This is a genomic window from Desulfomonilaceae bacterium (assembly GCA_041662605.1).
Taxonomy (GTDB): domain Bacteria; phylum Desulfobacterota; class Desulfomonilia; order Desulfomonilales; family Desulfomonilaceae; genus CAJBEZ01.
In genome coordinates this window covers 29862-45583 of record JBAZSD010000002.1, presented here as the reverse complement: position 1 = coordinate 45583, position 15722 = coordinate 29862, and the positions used below count along the sequence as shown (strand labels likewise).

At 45.0% G+C, this 15722-nt stretch carries 15 protein-coding genes and 1 tRNA gene; 10 read left to right on the top strand and 6 right to left on the bottom strand.

What is annotated here, in order from left to right:
* Positions 1 to 2: 2 nt before the first annotated feature.
* Positions 3 to 305 (bottom strand): DVU0150 family protein, encoded by a 303-nt coding sequence (locus tag WC647_01630; protein ID MFA6220993.1) that lies wholly within the window; start codon positions 303 to 305, stop codon positions 3 to 5.
* 391 nt (positions 306 to 696) lie between these two features.
* Here WC647_01630 and WC647_01625 point away from each other — a divergent pair, with 391 nt between their 5' ends.
* Positions 697 to 3342: a PEP/pyruvate-binding domain-containing protein gene (locus WC647_01625; GenBank protein MFA6220992.1), complete on the top strand. Its 2646-nt coding sequence runs from the start codon at positions 697 to 699 to the stop codon at positions 3340 to 3342.
* Positions 3343 to 3359: 17 nt separating this feature from the next.
* Here WC647_01625 and WC647_01620 read toward each other — a convergent pair whose 3' ends face one another.
* From WC647_01620 to WC647_01605, 4 genes are all read right to left on the bottom strand, one after another.
* Positions 3360 to 3755: a response regulator gene (locus WC647_01620; protein ID MFA6220991.1), complete on the bottom strand. Its 396-nt coding sequence runs from the start codon at positions 3753 to 3755 to the stop codon at positions 3360 to 3362.
* Position 3756: 1 nt separating this feature from the next.
* Positions 3757 to 4680, bottom strand: a complete 924-nt coding sequence (locus WC647_01615; GenBank protein ID MFA6220990.1) for an ATP-binding protein — start codon at positions 4678 to 4680, stop codon at positions 3757 to 3759.
* A 65-nt stretch (positions 4681 to 4745) separates the two neighbouring features.
* Positions 4746 to 5138, bottom strand: a complete 393-nt coding sequence (locus tag WC647_01610) for a response regulator (GenBank protein ID MFA6220989.1) — start codon at positions 5136 to 5138, stop codon at positions 4746 to 4748.
* 6 nt (positions 5139 to 5144) lie between these two features.
* Complete coding sequence (locus tag WC647_01605) at positions 5145 to 6863, bottom strand: ATP-binding protein (protein ID MFA6220988.1); 1719 nt, start codon at positions 6861 to 6863, stop codon at positions 5145 to 5147.
* Positions 6864 to 7339: 476 nt separating this feature from the next.
* Between WC647_01605 and WC647_01600 the strand changes: the two genes are divergently transcribed.
* The 9 genes from WC647_01600 (at position 7340) to asnB (ending at position 15445) form a co-directional block, all read left to right on the top strand.
* A complete protein-coding gene (locus tag WC647_01600) occupies positions 7340 to 8485 on the top strand; it encodes a fused response regulator/phosphatase (protein MFA6220987.1) in 1146 nt (381 codons plus the stop codon).
* Between the two features lie 173 nt (positions 8486 to 8658).
* A complete protein-coding gene (locus WC647_01595; protein ID MFA6220986.1) occupies positions 8659 to 9408 on the top strand; it encodes a sugar transferase in 750 nt (249 codons plus the stop codon).
* Between the two features lie 111 nt (positions 9409 to 9519).
* Positions 9520 to 10989 carry a sugar transferase gene (locus tag WC647_01590; GenBank protein ID MFA6220985.1) on the top strand — a complete coding sequence of 490 codons (1470 nt, stop codon included), beginning with the start codon at positions 9520 to 9522 and terminating at the stop codon, positions 10987 to 10989.
* A gap of 117 nt (positions 10990 to 11106) precedes the next feature.
* Positions 11107 to 11436 carry an STAS domain-containing protein gene (locus WC647_01585; protein ID MFA6220984.1) on the top strand — a complete coding sequence of 110 codons (330 nt, stop codon included), beginning with the start codon at positions 11107 to 11109 and terminating at the stop codon, positions 11434 to 11436.
* A 65-nt stretch (positions 11437 to 11501) separates the two neighbouring features.
* Positions 11502 to 11942 carry an ATP-binding protein gene (locus tag WC647_01580; GenBank protein MFA6220983.1) on the top strand — a complete coding sequence of 147 codons (441 nt, stop codon included), beginning with the start codon at positions 11502 to 11504 and terminating at the stop codon, positions 11940 to 11942.
* Positions 11943 to 11961: 19 nt separating this feature from the next.
* The gene (locus tag WC647_01575) at positions 11962 to 12282 is read left to right on the top strand and encodes an Hpt domain-containing protein (protein MFA6220982.1); all 321 of its coding nucleotides are present in this window, start codon (positions 11962 to 11964) and stop codon (positions 12280 to 12282) included.
* A gap of 93 nt (positions 12283 to 12375) precedes the next feature.
* Positions 12376 to 12452 (top strand) — tRNA-Met (locus WC647_01570).
* Between the two features lie 194 nt (positions 12453 to 12646).
* Positions 12647 to 13534 carry a glycosyltransferase family 2 protein gene (locus WC647_01565; GenBank protein MFA6220981.1) on the top strand — a complete coding sequence of 296 codons (888 nt, stop codon included), beginning with the start codon at positions 12647 to 12649 and terminating at the stop codon, positions 13532 to 13534.
* 24 nt (positions 13535 to 13558) lie between these two features.
* A complete protein-coding gene (gene asnB, locus WC647_01560; GenBank protein ID MFA6220980.1) occupies positions 13559 to 15445 on the top strand; it encodes an asparagine synthase (glutamine-hydrolyzing) in 1887 nt (628 codons plus the stop codon).
* Between the two features lie 53 nt (positions 15446 to 15498).
* On the opposite strand, the gene WC647_01555 is transcribed toward asnB, so the two are convergent.
* The gene (locus tag WC647_01555; GenBank protein ID MFA6220979.1) at positions 15499 to 15720 is read right to left on the bottom strand and encodes a hypothetical protein; all 222 of its coding nucleotides are present in this window, start codon (positions 15718 to 15720) and stop codon (positions 15499 to 15501) included.
* Positions 15721 to 15722 lie beyond the last annotated feature (2 nt).

Genomic DNA, 15722 nt, shown 5'->3' with positions numbered 1-15722 from the left:
CATCAATGCTCGATAATTTTTCTGGATGTCAGGTCGATCCCAACATGTTTCATGATTTGATCTGTGATTAACCCGAGGGTGACTCCCATGAAAGCTGTTATTATCGTGCACTCGAGTCCGAACCATAGGGGGTTTGTGTTGTACGAATCCACGAAGTATCGCGCCCATCCGGCGCCCACCCTACGACTGTCCGCTACAACGATGAGCATTTCTGCAGCGGGACCGGCTGCCCTTACAAGCTCGGGTAAAAATACGGTGAAAACGGCTGCGCCCAAAGCGAGCAACCTGCGAAAATGTTTTCTCATTATCGAAACCTCCTTGGAGATTGGTGATCACATAGCGATGCAAATGTTTGTGATCGGTCTGCCATATGGGATGCAACGCTTATGCCAGGAAATTGAGGAAAGTCTTATCTGTCTAAATCAGATGATATAGAGAGCTTGAAAAAAAGGCGGGTTAGAGAAGTCTTAAGATTTGAGAGATAGTGTCCGTTTTTTTTACAACGTGTAAAAAACAGAGACTGAACGAATCCTTTTTGCATGAGGACAACTTTTAATTATCAACGGTTTGCAGGAGATCGGACTATTCGATACGTTTCTGTGGGCCAACATCTTGAGGCACAATAATTGCTCCTACTAATCCTGAAGGCAGTTTTCACCCGTTTCGAACATGGGTTATCCAGGGAAGGTATAGTATATGGCCAACATCCTGACCAGAATCATGGAACTAATAAAACCTTTGACAAGACAGGATAAGCGACTCGTCAATGATAAAGTGTCCCGTGTTTTTAGGTTCAAATACGCCTGTTTTAAAGATTTACTAGCTTCTAATACTGAGATGCTCGATATAATCACGGATATCGAGCAAAAACTCCGTGGGCAAAACATTTTCGGCATGTCCTATGTTAAGACGCAAGTGGCGCGCTGTGTTTTTCACACACTCAGAATGGTGAAAAGTCTGGATGATCTCTCACGACATAATTATCCTATGCTTTTCAAGTGTGTCGATGAAATCAACAATCGAATCAACGAAGAGCTAAATAAGGGTCAGGATCTCCAGATTACAGATTACACTCTGCCTTATTCAGAAATAACCAAAGAAATGGCTGATTGGGTCGGCGGGAAGAACGCAAACCTTGGAGAGTTGCGAAATAGGGTTGGATTAGCCATACCGGAGGGCTTCGCAATTACGACAGCGGCGTGTGGCTATTTTCTCGAATCAAATGATCTGTTGGATCGGATAACAAGGCTAAGGGTAAATCTTGACCCCGAGGATCCGGGAGCAATTAACGCAGCGAGTCAACAAATCCAGGATCTCATATTGAAAGCTCAAGTTCCACAAGAACTGACAGACGCTGTCATGTCAGCTTATAAGGCATTGGTCAAAACAGTCAAAGACCGAGGCGCCTGTTTGAAAACTGAAAAACTACGTGTGGCTATGCGCAGCAGCGCCATAGGTGAAGACAGCGCTCTTTCTTTCGCCGGACAATATCAGACTGTTTTAAATGTCACCGAAAGTGAAATAATTGAGGCGTACAAGGCCGTGGTGGCAAGTCTGTACAACGCCAGGGCCCTAACCTACAGACTGAACAAGGGAATAAGGGATGAAGATATCTCAATGAGTGTGGCGTGTATCGAGATGATAGATTCTGAAGCCAGTGGCGTCATATACTCCAGACATCCATTCGATATGGCCAAGGATGAGGCGCTAATCAACGCTGTATGGGGATTGGGGCCTTACGCTGTGGATGGGGTTGTAAATCCGGATAATTATTTTGTGTCAAAAAACGATGATCTTACAATATTAGAAAAGTCAATAAGCGAAAAACCGGTTCAATTGAAGCTAAAGCAAGGCGGAGGAGTTGAAGAAGCCGAGGTTCCAGAGGCGAAACGAAGGGAGGCTTGTCTCACGAATGAGCAGATAAAGGAACTGGCTGGTTACGCGATTAAGCTTGAAAACCACTACCACTGTCCGCAGGACATCGAATGGGCCCTTGACGGTTCGGGTAGATTGCTGATTCTCCAGGCAAGACCATTACGAATCGAAGATATCGTAGAGAAGTCAGGCATTGACGCTTTTCCAGCAGTAGAAGGTTATGATGTCATACTTGAAGGAGGATCCCCTGCGTTCCCTGGAATTGGATACGGTCTGGCTCACCATGTAAAGACGGATGCGGACCTCCTGGATTTCCCAACAGATGGAATCTTGATAGCTCCGCATTCGACACCTCAGTTCGTAGTTGTCATGAAAAAGGCTTCAGCTATCGTTACCGATGCAGGGAGCGTTACAGGACATATGGCGTCCCTAGCTCGTGAATTCGGCACACCTACTCTGCTAGGGATAGACGGAGCCAGCAGGGTTATCAAGCAGGGGGCTGAAATCACCGTGGACGCTTACTCCGGAAGAATCTACGCAGGGAAGGTTCCGGAACTCCTCTCAATTCAGCGAACCAAAGAGTCCAGCATGAGGGATACTCCCGTTTACCAGGCTCTTCAGAAGGTTTCGGACCTGATAATCCCCCTTCATCTTGTAGACCCTAGAGCGGCAAATTTTGCTCCGGAATATTGTTCAACGCTTCATGACATTATGCGCCTGGTTCACGAACTTTCCTACAGGGAAATGTTTAAGATAAGCGACATCGTTTCTGAGACGGATGGCGCAGGGGCAAAAAAACTTAGGGCGCCCATCCCGCTGGATCTTCACATCATAGACCTCGGAGGCGGCTTCAAGGATGTAACTGACAGGGCAAGGTTTGTTTCGGTAGAAGAGATTTTATCTGTACCGCTACAATCCCTGCTTTCGGGTATGTTGAGAGAAGACCTTCGCCAGCTCGGGTCTAAGCCTATTGATCTGGGAGGTTTCTTTTCTGTGATGAGAGAGCAGATGTTTGCTCCAAATATGATGACAGAGCGTTTTGGAGACAAGAGTTATGCAATAATCTCCGACAAATACTTAAATTTTAGCTCCAGGATAGGCTATCATTACAGTGTGCTGGACGCATTCTGCAGTGACTCCACCAACAAGAATTATGTGACATTTTCATTTAAGGGAGGGGCTGCGGACGACATCCGTAGAAACAGGCGCGCCCGATGCATAGGTATCATTTTTGAGGAAATAGGTTTTCAGGTGGAGACGCGTGAGGATAGAGTAGACGCTCGTTACTACAAATATGATGAGATTGAAATCCGCGCCAAACTGGACTTGATAGGTAGATTGCTCCAATTCACCAGGCAAATGGACATGTTAATGCAGTCTGAGGCGAGTGTAACGGCAATCGCTCAGAGTTTTCTGGAAGGTAAGTATCACCTGGACGCAAAGTTTTGGTCTGAGATGAATGCTTAAAAGAACTTCGGATAATTTCAGGGAATCAGCTTTTTTCTGGCAATTTTTCTGTCAAACGCCGATTCTATTTTTTCCAATAGAGTTTCCATGGAATAAGGCTTTAGAAGATAGTCGAAAGCTCCATTTTTGATGATGCTTTTTGCTGTATCAACGGAAGCGTGTCCGGTTAGCACAATGACTTCGATTTCCGGATCAACCAGCTTAATTTGAGGCAGCGCCTCTACACCTGTCATATCAGGCATTTGAACATCCAGGATGACAATGTCATAATGATTCTTGCGCAATTCTTCCAATGCATGGATTGCGCTTCCACAGGTAAAAGCTTCCAATCCCTCCGCAAGAAGTAGTTTTCTCATGGTTGAGCGGAAGCGCTCTTCGTCATCTACAATTAGCACTTTTGGTTTCACATTCATGTCAATTTGTCCCTGATACCCTTAACCTCAAAGGAAGGCTAACAGTGAAGAGTGTTCCAGAACCTGGCTGACTTTCTACATTTATGCGCCCCCCTAATTCTTCGATAACTCCTCGGCAAATAGCTAGACCGAGTCCGGTTCCCTGTCCTTTCTTTGTCGAAAAAAAAGGACGAAAAATCTTTTGGATGTTTTCTTCTGAAATTCCACATCCGTTATCTTGAATGTCTATGTCAACCCATTTGTTTTCTCTAAGCCTGGTCTTGATCTTTATTTTTCCTTTTTCTCCAACCGCCTGTTTGGCGTTCATTAAGATATTCAACAGCACTTGCCGTATCAAAGGACCATCCGAAAGAATTACAGGAGCCCTTGGATCAAGTTCCAGTGTGACCTCTGTTTTTGAAACGGATTTTTCTCTTGTGGCTATTTCGTAGACCGTTCGTGTTACTTCGTTTATGTCTATTTTTTGAACTACAATGTTCAACTCTCTCGCCATGCTTAACAATTTCGTGATGATCAGGTTACAGCGTTCTACCTGTCTCTGGATTTCCGACGATGAATCCAAACAATCTTCTATCTCGTTTTGGGTAGCAGAACCCTGACAAAATCTCTTACGAAGTAACGTGTCAATCCATGTCGCTTCTTGAGCTATTATAGCTAAAGGATTGTTGATTTCGTGGGCTATTCCTGAGGCGAGTTCATCAATGGAAGAAAATACTTTCGGACGGGGGCACTCGGGTAACTGGTTAATTTCCAAGTCGGGTTTCGAGAAACTTTTCGACACCAAAAACCTAACCTGAAAGGCACACACACCGGCCACCAGTAATAAGGTTACTCCGAAGATAGGTCCTTCCAAATAGAAAATCGGGACGGCGATTGTTCCCACCAGCAAAGGTGTAAGATAATGAATTTTGGGATTAAATTTCATGTGTCATTCAGAACGCGACCATAAAGGCGTGAACCAGGGTAACACAGAACCTTAGAAACCTGATTTTAAGCGCCACGATCTTGTTCAATGAGTTTGCGTTCGTAAGCCTGAACGATCAAACCCAGCAATTCAGTAAAAGGAACCGGCTTCATAACATAATTGTAAGCTCCTAGTTGTAACCCTTGGATGCCGGCCTCAACTGATCCATGCCCAGTTAACATCACCACTTCGGTGAGAGGCGCTCTCTTCTTGATCTCCTTCAGGACTTCAATTCCGCTCATTTTCGGCATTTTCACGTCGAGAACAACAACATCCGGAGTATTACGATCCAGGCATTCGAGTCCTTCCTGACCGCTGGTGGCCCCCTCAGCTTTCAAGCCCCTGTCCTTTAAACGCTTGACCATTGTTTCGACAAAATCAATCTCATCATCTATTACCAATACTTTGAATTGGTCCATCTTTTGTCACCCCGCGCTCAGACCTTTTGGTTTTGAAATGGAATCGACTTGCCTTGGAGAGTCCCCATTCTTTCGTATACGAATGTAGAAAGTTGTTCCATGGCCTTCTTCGCTTTCTACCTCAATCAGCCCACCAAGTTTTTCCATTATTCCATAACTGATAGATAGCCCCAATCCTGTTCCTTCGTCCGGTCTTTTGGTAGTGAAAAACGGGTCGAAAATTCTCGATAATGCCTCTTTCGATATCCCTGGCCCGTTGTCAGAAATTTGAACGGTGAGCTGCCCCGGGTTTCTTGAGTCAGACTGAGTGCTTATTTTTATCAAGCCCGACTGGCCTACGGCGTCGATCGCGTTATCAATTATATTTAGGAAAACTTGCTGAAGCTGGTTGGGATCTGTGGATACCTTGGGAAGAGTTTCCTCATACTCCGTTTGTATCTGAATATCCCTGAAATGCGCTTCATTCTCGAGGAAAGTTATTGTTTCTGACACCAGGTGATTTATGTCTACGATTTCCTGGGTAGTTTCCATCCTTCTTCCGAAACGTAGTAGACGGTGAGTAATTTCTCGAGACCGGTTGACCTGACGTTCAATTTTCTTAATGCAGCCCTCAAATTCCTCTAAATTATCTGATTTCTGGATTTCTTCGCTTTCGAGCAGGTCTTTCATCCATCCAGCCTGATCGCCAATAATTTGGAGCGGGTTATTTATTTCATGCGCTATGCCAGCGGCCATTTTACCCAGGGCAGCCATCTTGCTGGACTGAATCATCAGGTCTTCATTCTTGGATTTTTCTTTCTCGATATCCATCAATCTTCTGGTCATCAACCTCGTTGTGAACACTGTCCCTAGAACCACTAGAATAACTCCGCAAGACAGAATCAAGGCTTCTATATAGTGAGCCCTGAACAGAAGAGCCATTTCTTCCTTGGGATCTTCCTTCACGACCAGAACCCACTGTGCAGGGACTGATATGGGAATGGCTCCAAAAAGACTTTCATCACCTTTGAAGTTCATTGATTCAATCGTTGCCGCGCGCAATGACGAGAAATTGGGCGTATTGGGATGTTCCAGGAGTATGCCGGAGAATCTGGGGGTGGTCTGTAAGATATTCTCCCTGTTAATTATAAAAGCGTCGCCGCGTTTCCCTAGCTGAGCGCCTCGGACAATTTCATCAATAATGGCTGAATTAATGGTGGCCCTTAATATCCACACCCTATTATTTTCAACGCTCGTCACCGCTATAATAAAGTGAGGCACCTTTCTAAACCCAAGAAACACGTCGCTGATATATACACCCGTTGATTGAACTGCCTGAAACCAATCTTCGTGTGAATAATTAACGGACTTTAGCTTTTCATAATAAGGCCCGACGTAAGCAATGTGGTTTCCGTCAGAATCAATTACACCAACGTCTATAAATGACTTAGACCTTGATTGTATGACGTTGAAAACTTTTGTGAGGAATTTCTCATCCTTGAGTTTTTCGAAGGAATGGGTCTGAGCTATTGTGTTAAGCTGTGAGACTCTTTCATCGAAGAACAGTTCAATTGAACTCTTTCTATTTTGAATGAGACTTCTTAAAGATTCGATAATCTTGTTCTGAAAAGTGGCGTTAAACTCATAATATATGGTGGCGCCAAGAGCAAATAGCGGAACTAACGAGAAGCTGAGCGTCATGGCGATCATTTTGGAGCCGAGGTTCTCATAGTGTTTGTGGGTCATTCCGGTCCTCCAAGAAGCCTCATTTAAGGTTCAAAAATAAATCGCCTCATTGATTTTAGCTGAAAAGTCTATAAATGTACGTTTATCCTGTCCAACTGTTTTCAGCGATCATTCAGGTCAGTCAGACGTAGATCAATGCCAACTCGAACAAGAGTTCAGCAAGGCTTGTGCCATATCCAGACCAGTATATACTAGCGAGTCGAAAATCATGGGGATCAACGAAAGGACCCCGGGAATGCAATTGATTGGCCTTTTGCCGGCAAGGCGCCCTCAACACATGCCATGTCAGTATTTTTTACATCGTGTAAAGGACGAAAATGCGTCAAGCGCCATTATACGATCGAAAATGACAGGCATTGTTGATATCTTCAACAATGCCGATTGTCTTTTAGTTGGTTGTATGCTAAATATTTAATTTAATAGTGAAAACATAGGCAATTTCACCTTTTTGGAACTAATCGGGCAAACAGGTCAAAATGAGCAGATCCAAAGTTCTAGTTGTCGAAGACCACCCTATGAGCCGGCGTATATTGGAAACTATGCTCACACAGAGCTATGAGGTAATATCCGCCGCTTCCGGCCAGGAAGCGATCGATAAAGCCAGGCTTGACCCTCCTGACTTGGTTCTTCTAGACATAGAGATGCCGGGACTGAATGGTTTTGAGACGCTTGAGATTCTCAAAGGGGGAATCATTGAACAGGCCGTGCCAGTTATATTCCTCACAGCCCTCGAAGACTCAAAAAGTCGTGAAACAGGTTTGCAAGCAGGCGCAGTAGACTATATTACAAAACCTTATGACAAGCAGGAACTTCGAATAAAGGTGAAGAATCACCTTGCTCTGTACGAGGCCAGAAAGGAAATTGAAATCCGCAACAAGGTCATGGCCAGAGAAATGGAAATGGCTTCACAGTTGCAGAGATCGTTGTTGCCGGAAGATTTCCCGAGTTGCGATAACGTGGCTTTTTCAGCGTTATATAAACCTGTTTCCCCCGCAGGTGGTGATTTTTATGACGTCATTGAACTCGGACCCTCGAGAATTGGATTTGCCGAGGTAGACGTGTCGGGGCATGGCGTAGCAGCCGCTATGGTGGGAGCGATGTTCAAAATGGCGTTTCAGTCATTTGCCAGGACTACAGGCTCACCAGCGGAACTGCTCAAGGTCATAAACGATCAGATGTTCGGAATTTTGCCCGACTCGGATTTCTTGACGGTTTTTTACGGTGTAATCAACCTGGAAACCCTTGAGTTGGTTTATACTAACGCTGGACACCCTCGACCCTTTCTTTTTAGACCAAATGACGGAACATTCGAAGAACTTGAAATTGGAGGCCCCCTGGTGGGAGCCTTGTCTGGAATGGACTACGAGGATGGTAGGGTTCAACTTGAGAAAGGGGACAGAATTCTAGTGTTTACGGATGGAGTCACCGAGACTCTTTCGGACACCGATGACAATAGTTTAGATGATTTCTATGGGCTGGATAGACTTAAACAGATGCTGGTAAACAATTCCAATTGTGCCATGGACGAAATTCTTTCCACGATCTTGGATGATTTGATAAATTTTCACGGCTCGAAGATTTTTGAAGATGATATAACCATGTTTTTGATCCATGTTGTCTGACTTAACATGAGTCCGGACTTCTATAAAAATTGGGCGCCTGTTTTCAAACAAAGATTGCCGCCTAAGTATTTTTGAACTTGACTCCAATCATTGTGAAGTTTGTTCATCAGACGGCTTAATCAATTAATATCTGGTCATTTATTGACCCTAGTGATCGGTGAGTTCCAGAAACCATGCCCGAGAGTAACGAAAAATTTGAACGCGACTACGAACTAATGGAAAAACTGTATCGTAAGTACGCTCGGGATGGGATCAGAGTTTCCCGCTGGAAACAATCGATTCATTTCAAAATAAAGAAAGCTCTTTGGATAATAGTTGTTGGAGGTAGCCGAATGCTGAAACGGGGGATCGACATCATCGGTTCCTTGTTCGGACTGATTTTGCTCTCCCCTGTATTTGCCCTCACCGCTCTTGCCATCAAAGTTGAGGATCGCGGTCCGGTGTTTTTCGCATCGGATAGGGCGGGTAAATGGGGGAAAAGATTCAAAATGTTCAAGTTTCGTTCAATGATTCTTGAAGCGGACCAATTAAAAGACGATCTCCTGGATCAAAACGAGACGGGGGGCGTGATATTCAAGATGAAGCGTGATCCCAGGATCACGAGAGTTGGAAGATTAATTAGAAAGCTCAGTATTGATGAACTCCCTCAGCTTTACAACGTTTTAAGAGGTGACATGTCTCTGGTTGGTCCTCGACCTCATCCACCCAAGGAAGTCGAGCTTTATACACTGACCGATCGAAGGAGACTCGATGCGACGCCAGGGCTTACGTGCTTTTGGCAGGTTAGCGGAAGGAGTGACATAAATTTTGAGACTCAGGTTCGTCTCGATGTTCAGTACATCGAGAGCCAATCACTTTTGGGGGATCTCAAGCTGCTTCTCAAGACGATCCCAGCGGTTCTAACTGGAAGGGGGGCTTACTGAAAATCGTAACGTCAAGCAACAAATCGTTTCGTGGGTCGGTGACGAATAAATCGTGTCCATGCAGATTATAACGGACTCTGTTTCGATGTTAGATTAAGCGCTTCCACAAAAATGCACGCGATCATTACTCTTTTCAATGAATCGAGAAGCTTTCAGCCAATTGCAAGGCGCAGGCCGGTAGGTATGCTTCCTGTTCTTAACAGGCCCCTGCTCGAATGGCAAATAATGAACTGCGTCAGGAACGGGATTAGGAAGATCCTCGTTATTGCGGTAGAAAACCCGTTGTCTGTCGGAAGCTTCGTAGGGCCAGATACGAGATGGGGAGCGTCTATCGAAATGCTTGTTTACAAGGATCCGTACAGTTCGGAGGAGGTTCTAAAACGTGTTTCCGGCATGATGGAATTTCCGGTAGTTCTGATCCCTTCAGAGAGTATGCTGGACCTTGAATACGAAACATTCTCAAACTTGCGTCCCGACGCCAAAGGAAAACCGATCAGAATCCTGTCGACCGGACACGTTGAATTCGGGACTGATCAGGATGGTGTCAAGCGTTGTTTCAGAGTACCGGTTGATGCGCCTCTGGACACAGGATGTTATGTTTTCGAAGAGTGTAATCTGGATTGCAGCCAATTGATCGACTATTTTTGGGATGGGAATTACTTGTCTGTCGAGAGCCCTGGAGATCTTTGGAAGGCCAACATGGCTTGCATCGGGGGATGCTTCCACAATTTCTTGGGACCGGACTACGGGACACTAGATCAAAAAGAGCCCCGGATAGGTCACCACACAGTCGTCGATTCCAACGCCATCATACATGCCCCGAGCTTCATCGGAGATTATTGCAGGATTAACCCCGGAGCGAGAATAGCTCCGTTCAGCGTTCTAGGTGATGGCGTTATAATAGACCATTCAGCGTCAGTCGCGTCCAGTGTAATCTTTAAGGAAACGTATGTTGGGACGGACGCGAACATTGAAGACAGTATGGTCATCGCAAATATAATGATCAATGTTAACGTAGGAACATGGACATCGGTGGGGGATCCATTTCTTCTTTCAGGTGTAAACAAGAAAATCATCTACAGGCTTTCTCAAAAGATAGCCGATCGAGTTCTCGGCGCGCTTTTGTTCATGTTAACCTCCCCGGTATGGATTTTTAAGGGAATCTTCCGATTGACAAGGGGAAAGACATTTTTTGCTTCTCACACACTAATGGTTCGGGATCTTTATTTTGATCCCGCGTCAAAAGACGCTGCTCGGGCTGTGAATTTCTTTTATTTTGATGACGCAGGTCCCCTTGTGGAGCGTCTTCCGGCGCTAATTGAAGTGGTATCGGGGAAACTGAGGCTAGTAGGAGTGAGACCGCTCAAAGAGGAAGATTTTGACAATTACCAGGAAGACTGGAAACAACAGCGATTTGAAGTCCTTGATGGTCTTTTCACGCCGGTGGACGCAGAGTGCGCTGGAAATACATCCGAAGAAGAAAAGATTGCGGTGGAAAATTACTATTCAGCCACGAGGAATCTTAAGGAGGACTTGAAGATTTTCTTAAAGGCGATCAAGAAACTATCATTAGCTCACTGAAGGGTTATCATTAATCTTTTGTGATCAATTGAAAAGTCTTGGTGTCATTTCGCCTGATTTTTGATATGAAACCTCAGTAACTGCAACACGTTCCGTTTTGCCACAGGAGAGCTTGAAATGGAGATCGAAAAAATGGACGGGGTAACTGTAATAAGTACCGATGAAAGACTCGACGCCCTAGCCGCTCCTAAACTTAAAGAAATTGTCAAAAATATGTCGGAAGAAGCAAAGACAAAATTGGTTATAGATCTCGCAAAAACCAAGTTTATAGATAGTTCAGGATGCGGGGCTCTCGTAGCGTCTTTGCGGACACTGTTGAAGAATCATGGGGATCTAAAAATTGCGAGACCTTCTCCCCAGGCGCAGACGTTGTTTCAATTGACCAGACTACACAGAGTCTTTGAAATTTTCGACGACCTGGATACAGCCATCAAATCCTTTCACTGAGAAACAGGTTTGGATATGATCGTTTCCGGACTATAATTTGCGCCTGGTCGATCAGGAAATTGAATATGCAAAAGGAACTTTACGTCAAGATCGAGGCTAGGGCTGAGATCATATTGCTCAGACCTCTCGACCTTTTTGTAAGAAACCTGGTTGAACAATTACCTGGTTTTTCAAATGCCGAAGACGTTGTTGACAATGTTGAACTAGCCTTCAACGAAGCTTTCGCTAACATTTGCCGCCACGCGTACAAATCAAATCCCAAAGGCCCTGTCCGCGTGGAAATCTTCGTGAGACAGAATGATCTGGAAATCCGGCTGGAAGACAATGGAGAAAGCTTTAACCCTGACGAAATTGCCGAGCCGGATTTTCAAAACCTCGGGGAAAGCGGGCTCGGAATATGGTTCATGAAAAAGTTTATGGACGAGTGGATCTATAAATCGGATGAAACCGGAAAAAACGTGCTCAGATTGATTAAGAACATGCCATGTAACGTAGCTAGAATATAATCCGCTCTATGGGGAAACGATGATAACGATTGAAGAACTGGCGAAAGAGTTGGGCATCGATCGCGAAGACGTAATTGAATTTGTGTCGGTTTTTCTTGACTATACTGAGAATGAGGATTTGCCTGCGTTGCTGGACGGAATAAATAGAAAGGACGCATTGGTAGTCAAGCGAAAGGCTCACTCAATAAAAGGCGCGGCCTTGAACTTAATGTTACCGGAAATATCCTCATTAGCCGAGGAGATGGAAAAAAAGGCCGGACAAGGAAATCTGGACAACAGCCCCGCTCTTTACGCCTCCATTGTTGACGTCATGAAGCTAGTAAAGCAGAATTTGATTTAAGACGGCTTGTCTTTTCGCCAGACCTTATTCTAGATTTCTTTGTTTGGATATTGACAGGGTAAAGTGTCTGATGTTACTCTGAATGATTATTGCGGCGGTGTAGCTCAGTAGGTCAGAGCATGCGGCTCATATCCGCAGTGTCCGGGGTTCAAGTCCCTGCACCGCCACCACATGCCATCTATCGTCCTCCTTTTCGTATCGACTCACAAATACGATTATGCTATAGGCACCTCATTAAGATATCGCGGCGTCCCTGATGTTTTGCAAACCGGGTAGGGGACTATCCCGGTAGATAAACTCCATCTCGAGACGCCTAGACGTGTCATGAGATGATTTTGTGACAGCTCTGAGGTTAAGGATTCCTATGCAAGTAATGCAAGACGATGCAGTCAAGAATATGGTCACTATTGTGATACCAGCGTTCAACGAAGAAAAAACCATAGGTGATGTCGTAAGAGGGGCATTGTCAAACGTTACAAACGCAAGAGTGCTGGTCATAGACGATGGCTCGACAGACGACACCTCAAAAGAAGCCATTTCGGCAGGAGCTGAGGTGATCAGGCACCCTATCAATAAGGGCAATGGAGCTTGCCTGAAAACAGCTTTGAGATCCACCCAAGGCGGAATAATAGCCGTTATCGACGCTGATGGGCAGCACGATCCAAAAGAACTGCCGGACATGATTGAGAAACTTGGAGATTATGACCTGGTTGTAGGTTCCCGTAATTTTTCACGGCAGGAAGGATCGCCTCTGAGAAATCTGGGAAATCTAATTTTGAGAAGACTTGCTTCTTTTCTGGCTGAGAGAGATATACCGGATTTAACTTCAGGTTTTAGGGTCTTTAGACATAATGTAGCAATAAAATTTCTACATCTTTATCCTAATGGTTATTCATTCCCTTCCACCAGCACTCTGTCTTTTATTACAGCGGGCTACAACGTGGCGTTCACTCCGATCTCCGTGAGCGAGCGACCAACGGACACAATCAGCAAATTGCGACCATTCAGAGATGGTTTTAGATTCATAATGTTTATTCTTAGAATCATAACCATGACAAATCCCAACAAAATATTTTTCCCTGCCGGACTGGTGATGATTCTGTTTGGAATTTTCCTGACCATTCGGAACCTGATAATGTTTCAGCAATTTTCCGGTGGTGTGGTGTTGTTCCTTGCCGGTGGGATTAATATCATTTTCTTTGGCCTCATTCTTGATCAGTTTGCCTCACTTCGACTTCAGGAAAGAGATTGAGTCCTTCGAATAGGCGGAAGTAGCATGTGTGGAATCTGTGGCGCCTATTCCATAGGCGACAGTCGTCCTGTTTCAGATCTCTTGTTGAGGGAAATGAATCGAACCATGGTTCACCGTGGGCCGAATGACGAGGGATACCACGTCGATGGTCTGGTTGGGTTGGCTATGCGTAGACTCAGCATAATAGATCTTGAAACCGGCCGGCAACCCCTGAGCAATGAGGACAGCTCTATCTGGATAGTGTTTAACGGAGAAATCTATAACTTTAAGGAATTGAGAGCTGGTCTGATCAAAAAGGGTCACATTTTTCGGACCGTTTCAGATACGGAAGTCATTGTTCATCTGTACGAAGAATGCGGTGATGATTGCGTGACATTTTTGAACGGGATGTTTGCTTTCGCTATCTGGGACTCCAACAAGAAACAGGTCTTTGTGGCTCGGGATCGTCTCGGAATCAAACCGCTGTTTTATTGTTTCGATTCGCACAGGAATTTTTTTTTTGCTAGTGAGATTAAAGCCCTACTAAAAACATCAGTTGATCGTAGGCCAAATCTTCAGGCGTTATACGATTACACCTCGTTAATGTATACGCCCACGCCGGCGACCGCTTACTCCGCCATCAACAAACTGGAGCCCGGATCGATTCTCAAGTGCTCATTTGGGGGATTGAGCAGGAAATCATATTGGGATATTCCGACTCCGAAAGCTGGAGATGAGGATTATTCAAAAGCGTCATTTGACGAAGAGATCATGAATCTGATCGAGACCGCTGTCAGGCGCCAAATGATATCCGATGTGCCGATTGGAGCGTTACTCAGCGCGGGTTTGGACTCCACCACTATTTCCGCAATCATGGCACGCAGGTTTAATGTTCCACTGAAAACCTTCACAATAGGTTTTTCAAGAAAGTCATATGATGAATCCGCGGATGCGCGTTTAGTAGCTCATGAAATTGGTTCTGAACACGTAGAGAAAATAGTCGATCCATTCATGGTTGGCTCGATCGAAGATCTGCTCAATTTCTTTGATGAGCCGTTTGCGGACTATTCAGCCATTCCTACCTATCTTGTTTCAAAGATTGCCTCAGAAAAGGTCAAGGTTGTCCTGACCGGGGATGGGGGGGATGAGATATTCGCCGGCTATCCAACGCATTTTGCGTTCAAGGTCAGCCGAATCTTCAGACTAATTCCGTCATGGGTCAGGAAAAATATCATAAATCGAATAGTGCTGTCTCTACCGACTTCTTTTGAACGTATCAGTTTTGATTATATGGCAAAAAGATTTGTGACAGGCGTTGACCTTCCCTTTGAACGGGCTCATTACTGGTGGAAGGTAATTTTCAACGAGGAAGACAAGAGAACTCTCTTTTCAAGAGATTTTCTCGAACACAAATTTGAGGATACTTTTCGAATCTTTGACGAACAATTTTCAAAAGTGCGAGGCTGTCACCCGTTAAATCAGGTCCTTTACGTAGACGCCAAGACATTTCTTTTGGATGACAATCTCACAAAAGTCGACAGAATGACCATGGCAAATTCTTTGGAAGCGCGAGTTCCCTTTCTCGATCATGAATTGGTTGAGCGGATGTCCGTTATACCTCCCGGTGTGAAATGCAAGGGATTCCAAACCAAGAGTCTCCTCAGAAATGCCGTCAAGTTGCTTTTGCCTCCCTCAATTCGAAAAGGTAAGAAAAAAGGTTTTACTCCTCCGTTACCGTTCTGGATAAAGAATGAGCTGCGACCCTTCATAAGCGAAGTCTTTTCAGAGAAGCGGTTAGGCCGGTCTGGGGTGATTAACGCCAAGTACTGCCGAGCCCTTCTGGACGAACATCTGAATGGAGTGAAGGACAACAACAGGCAGATATGGACAGTGCTGAGTCTGGTCTTATGGCTAGAGAAAAATCCCGTGTAAGCCCACAAGAACAACTGGACTAACTAAAACCACAATCAAGCTTGGAACCGTCACTATCCCCCTAGAGTTAACGAAACTATTCTAATAGATGAACCGTCCCTGACAGGTTCATCCATAGATACTCTCTTGCCTTCGACTATGGCGATCACGTTCAATTTCAAAGGCAAATCCAGCAATTTAATCAACGTTCCCACAGTGGAACCTTCTTCCATCTCAACCAGCCGGGGACTAAAGCGATTCCTGACCAACCCTATGGGCTCCAAGAAAATGCGCAAGA

Bases quoted from the DNA above. Each gene is read 5' to 3' on its own strand.
- WC647_01625 (MFA6220992.1), top strand. From the start codon at position 697: ATGGCCAACATCCTGACCAGAATCATGGAACTAATAAAACCTTTGACA.
- WC647_01610 (MFA6220989.1), bottom strand. From the start codon at position 5,138: ATGGACCAATTCAAAGTATTGGTAATAGATGATGAGATTGATTTTGTC.
- WC647_01630 (MFA6220993.1), bottom strand. From the start codon at position 305: ATGAGAAAACATTTTCGCAGGTTGCTCGCTTTGGGCGCAGCCGTTTTC.
- WC647_01620 (MFA6220991.1), bottom strand. From the start codon at position 3,755: ATGAATGTGAAACCAAAAGTGCTAATTGTAGATGACGAAGAGCGCTTC.
- WC647_01565 (MFA6220981.1), top strand. From the start codon at position 12,647: ATGCAAGTAATGCAAGACGATGCAGTCAAGAATATGGTCACTATTGTG.
- WC647_01595 (MFA6220986.1), top strand. From the start codon at position 8,659: ATGCCCGAGAGTAACGAAAAATTTGAACGCGACTACGAACTAATGGAA.
- WC647_01580 (MFA6220983.1), top strand. From the start codon at position 11,502: ATGCAAAAGGAACTTTACGTCAAGATCGAGGCTAGGGCTGAGATCATA.
- WC647_01600 (MFA6220987.1), top strand. From the start codon at position 7,340: ATGAGCAGATCCAAAGTTCTAGTTGTCGAAGACCACCCTATGAGCCGG.
- WC647_01615 (MFA6220990.1), bottom strand. From the start codon at position 4,680: ATGAAATTTAATCCCAAAATTCATTATCTTACACCTTTGCTGGTGGGA.
- WC647_01575 (MFA6220982.1), top strand. From the start codon at position 11,962: ATGATAACGATTGAAGAACTGGCGAAAGAGTTGGGCATCGATCGCGAA.
- WC647_01590 (MFA6220985.1), top strand. From the start codon at position 9,520: ATGCACGCGATCATTACTCTTTTCAATGAATCGAGAAGCTTTCAGCCA.
- WC647_01605 (MFA6220988.1), bottom strand. From the start codon at position 6,863: ATGACCCACAAACACTATGAGAACCTCGGCTCCAAAATGATCGCCATG.
- WC647_01585 (MFA6220984.1), top strand. From the start codon at position 11,107: ATGGAGATCGAAAAAATGGACGGGGTAACTGTAATAAGTACCGATGAA.
- asnB (MFA6220980.1), top strand. From the start codon at position 13,559: ATGTGTGGAATCTGTGGCGCCTATTCCATAGGCGACAGTCGTCCTGTT.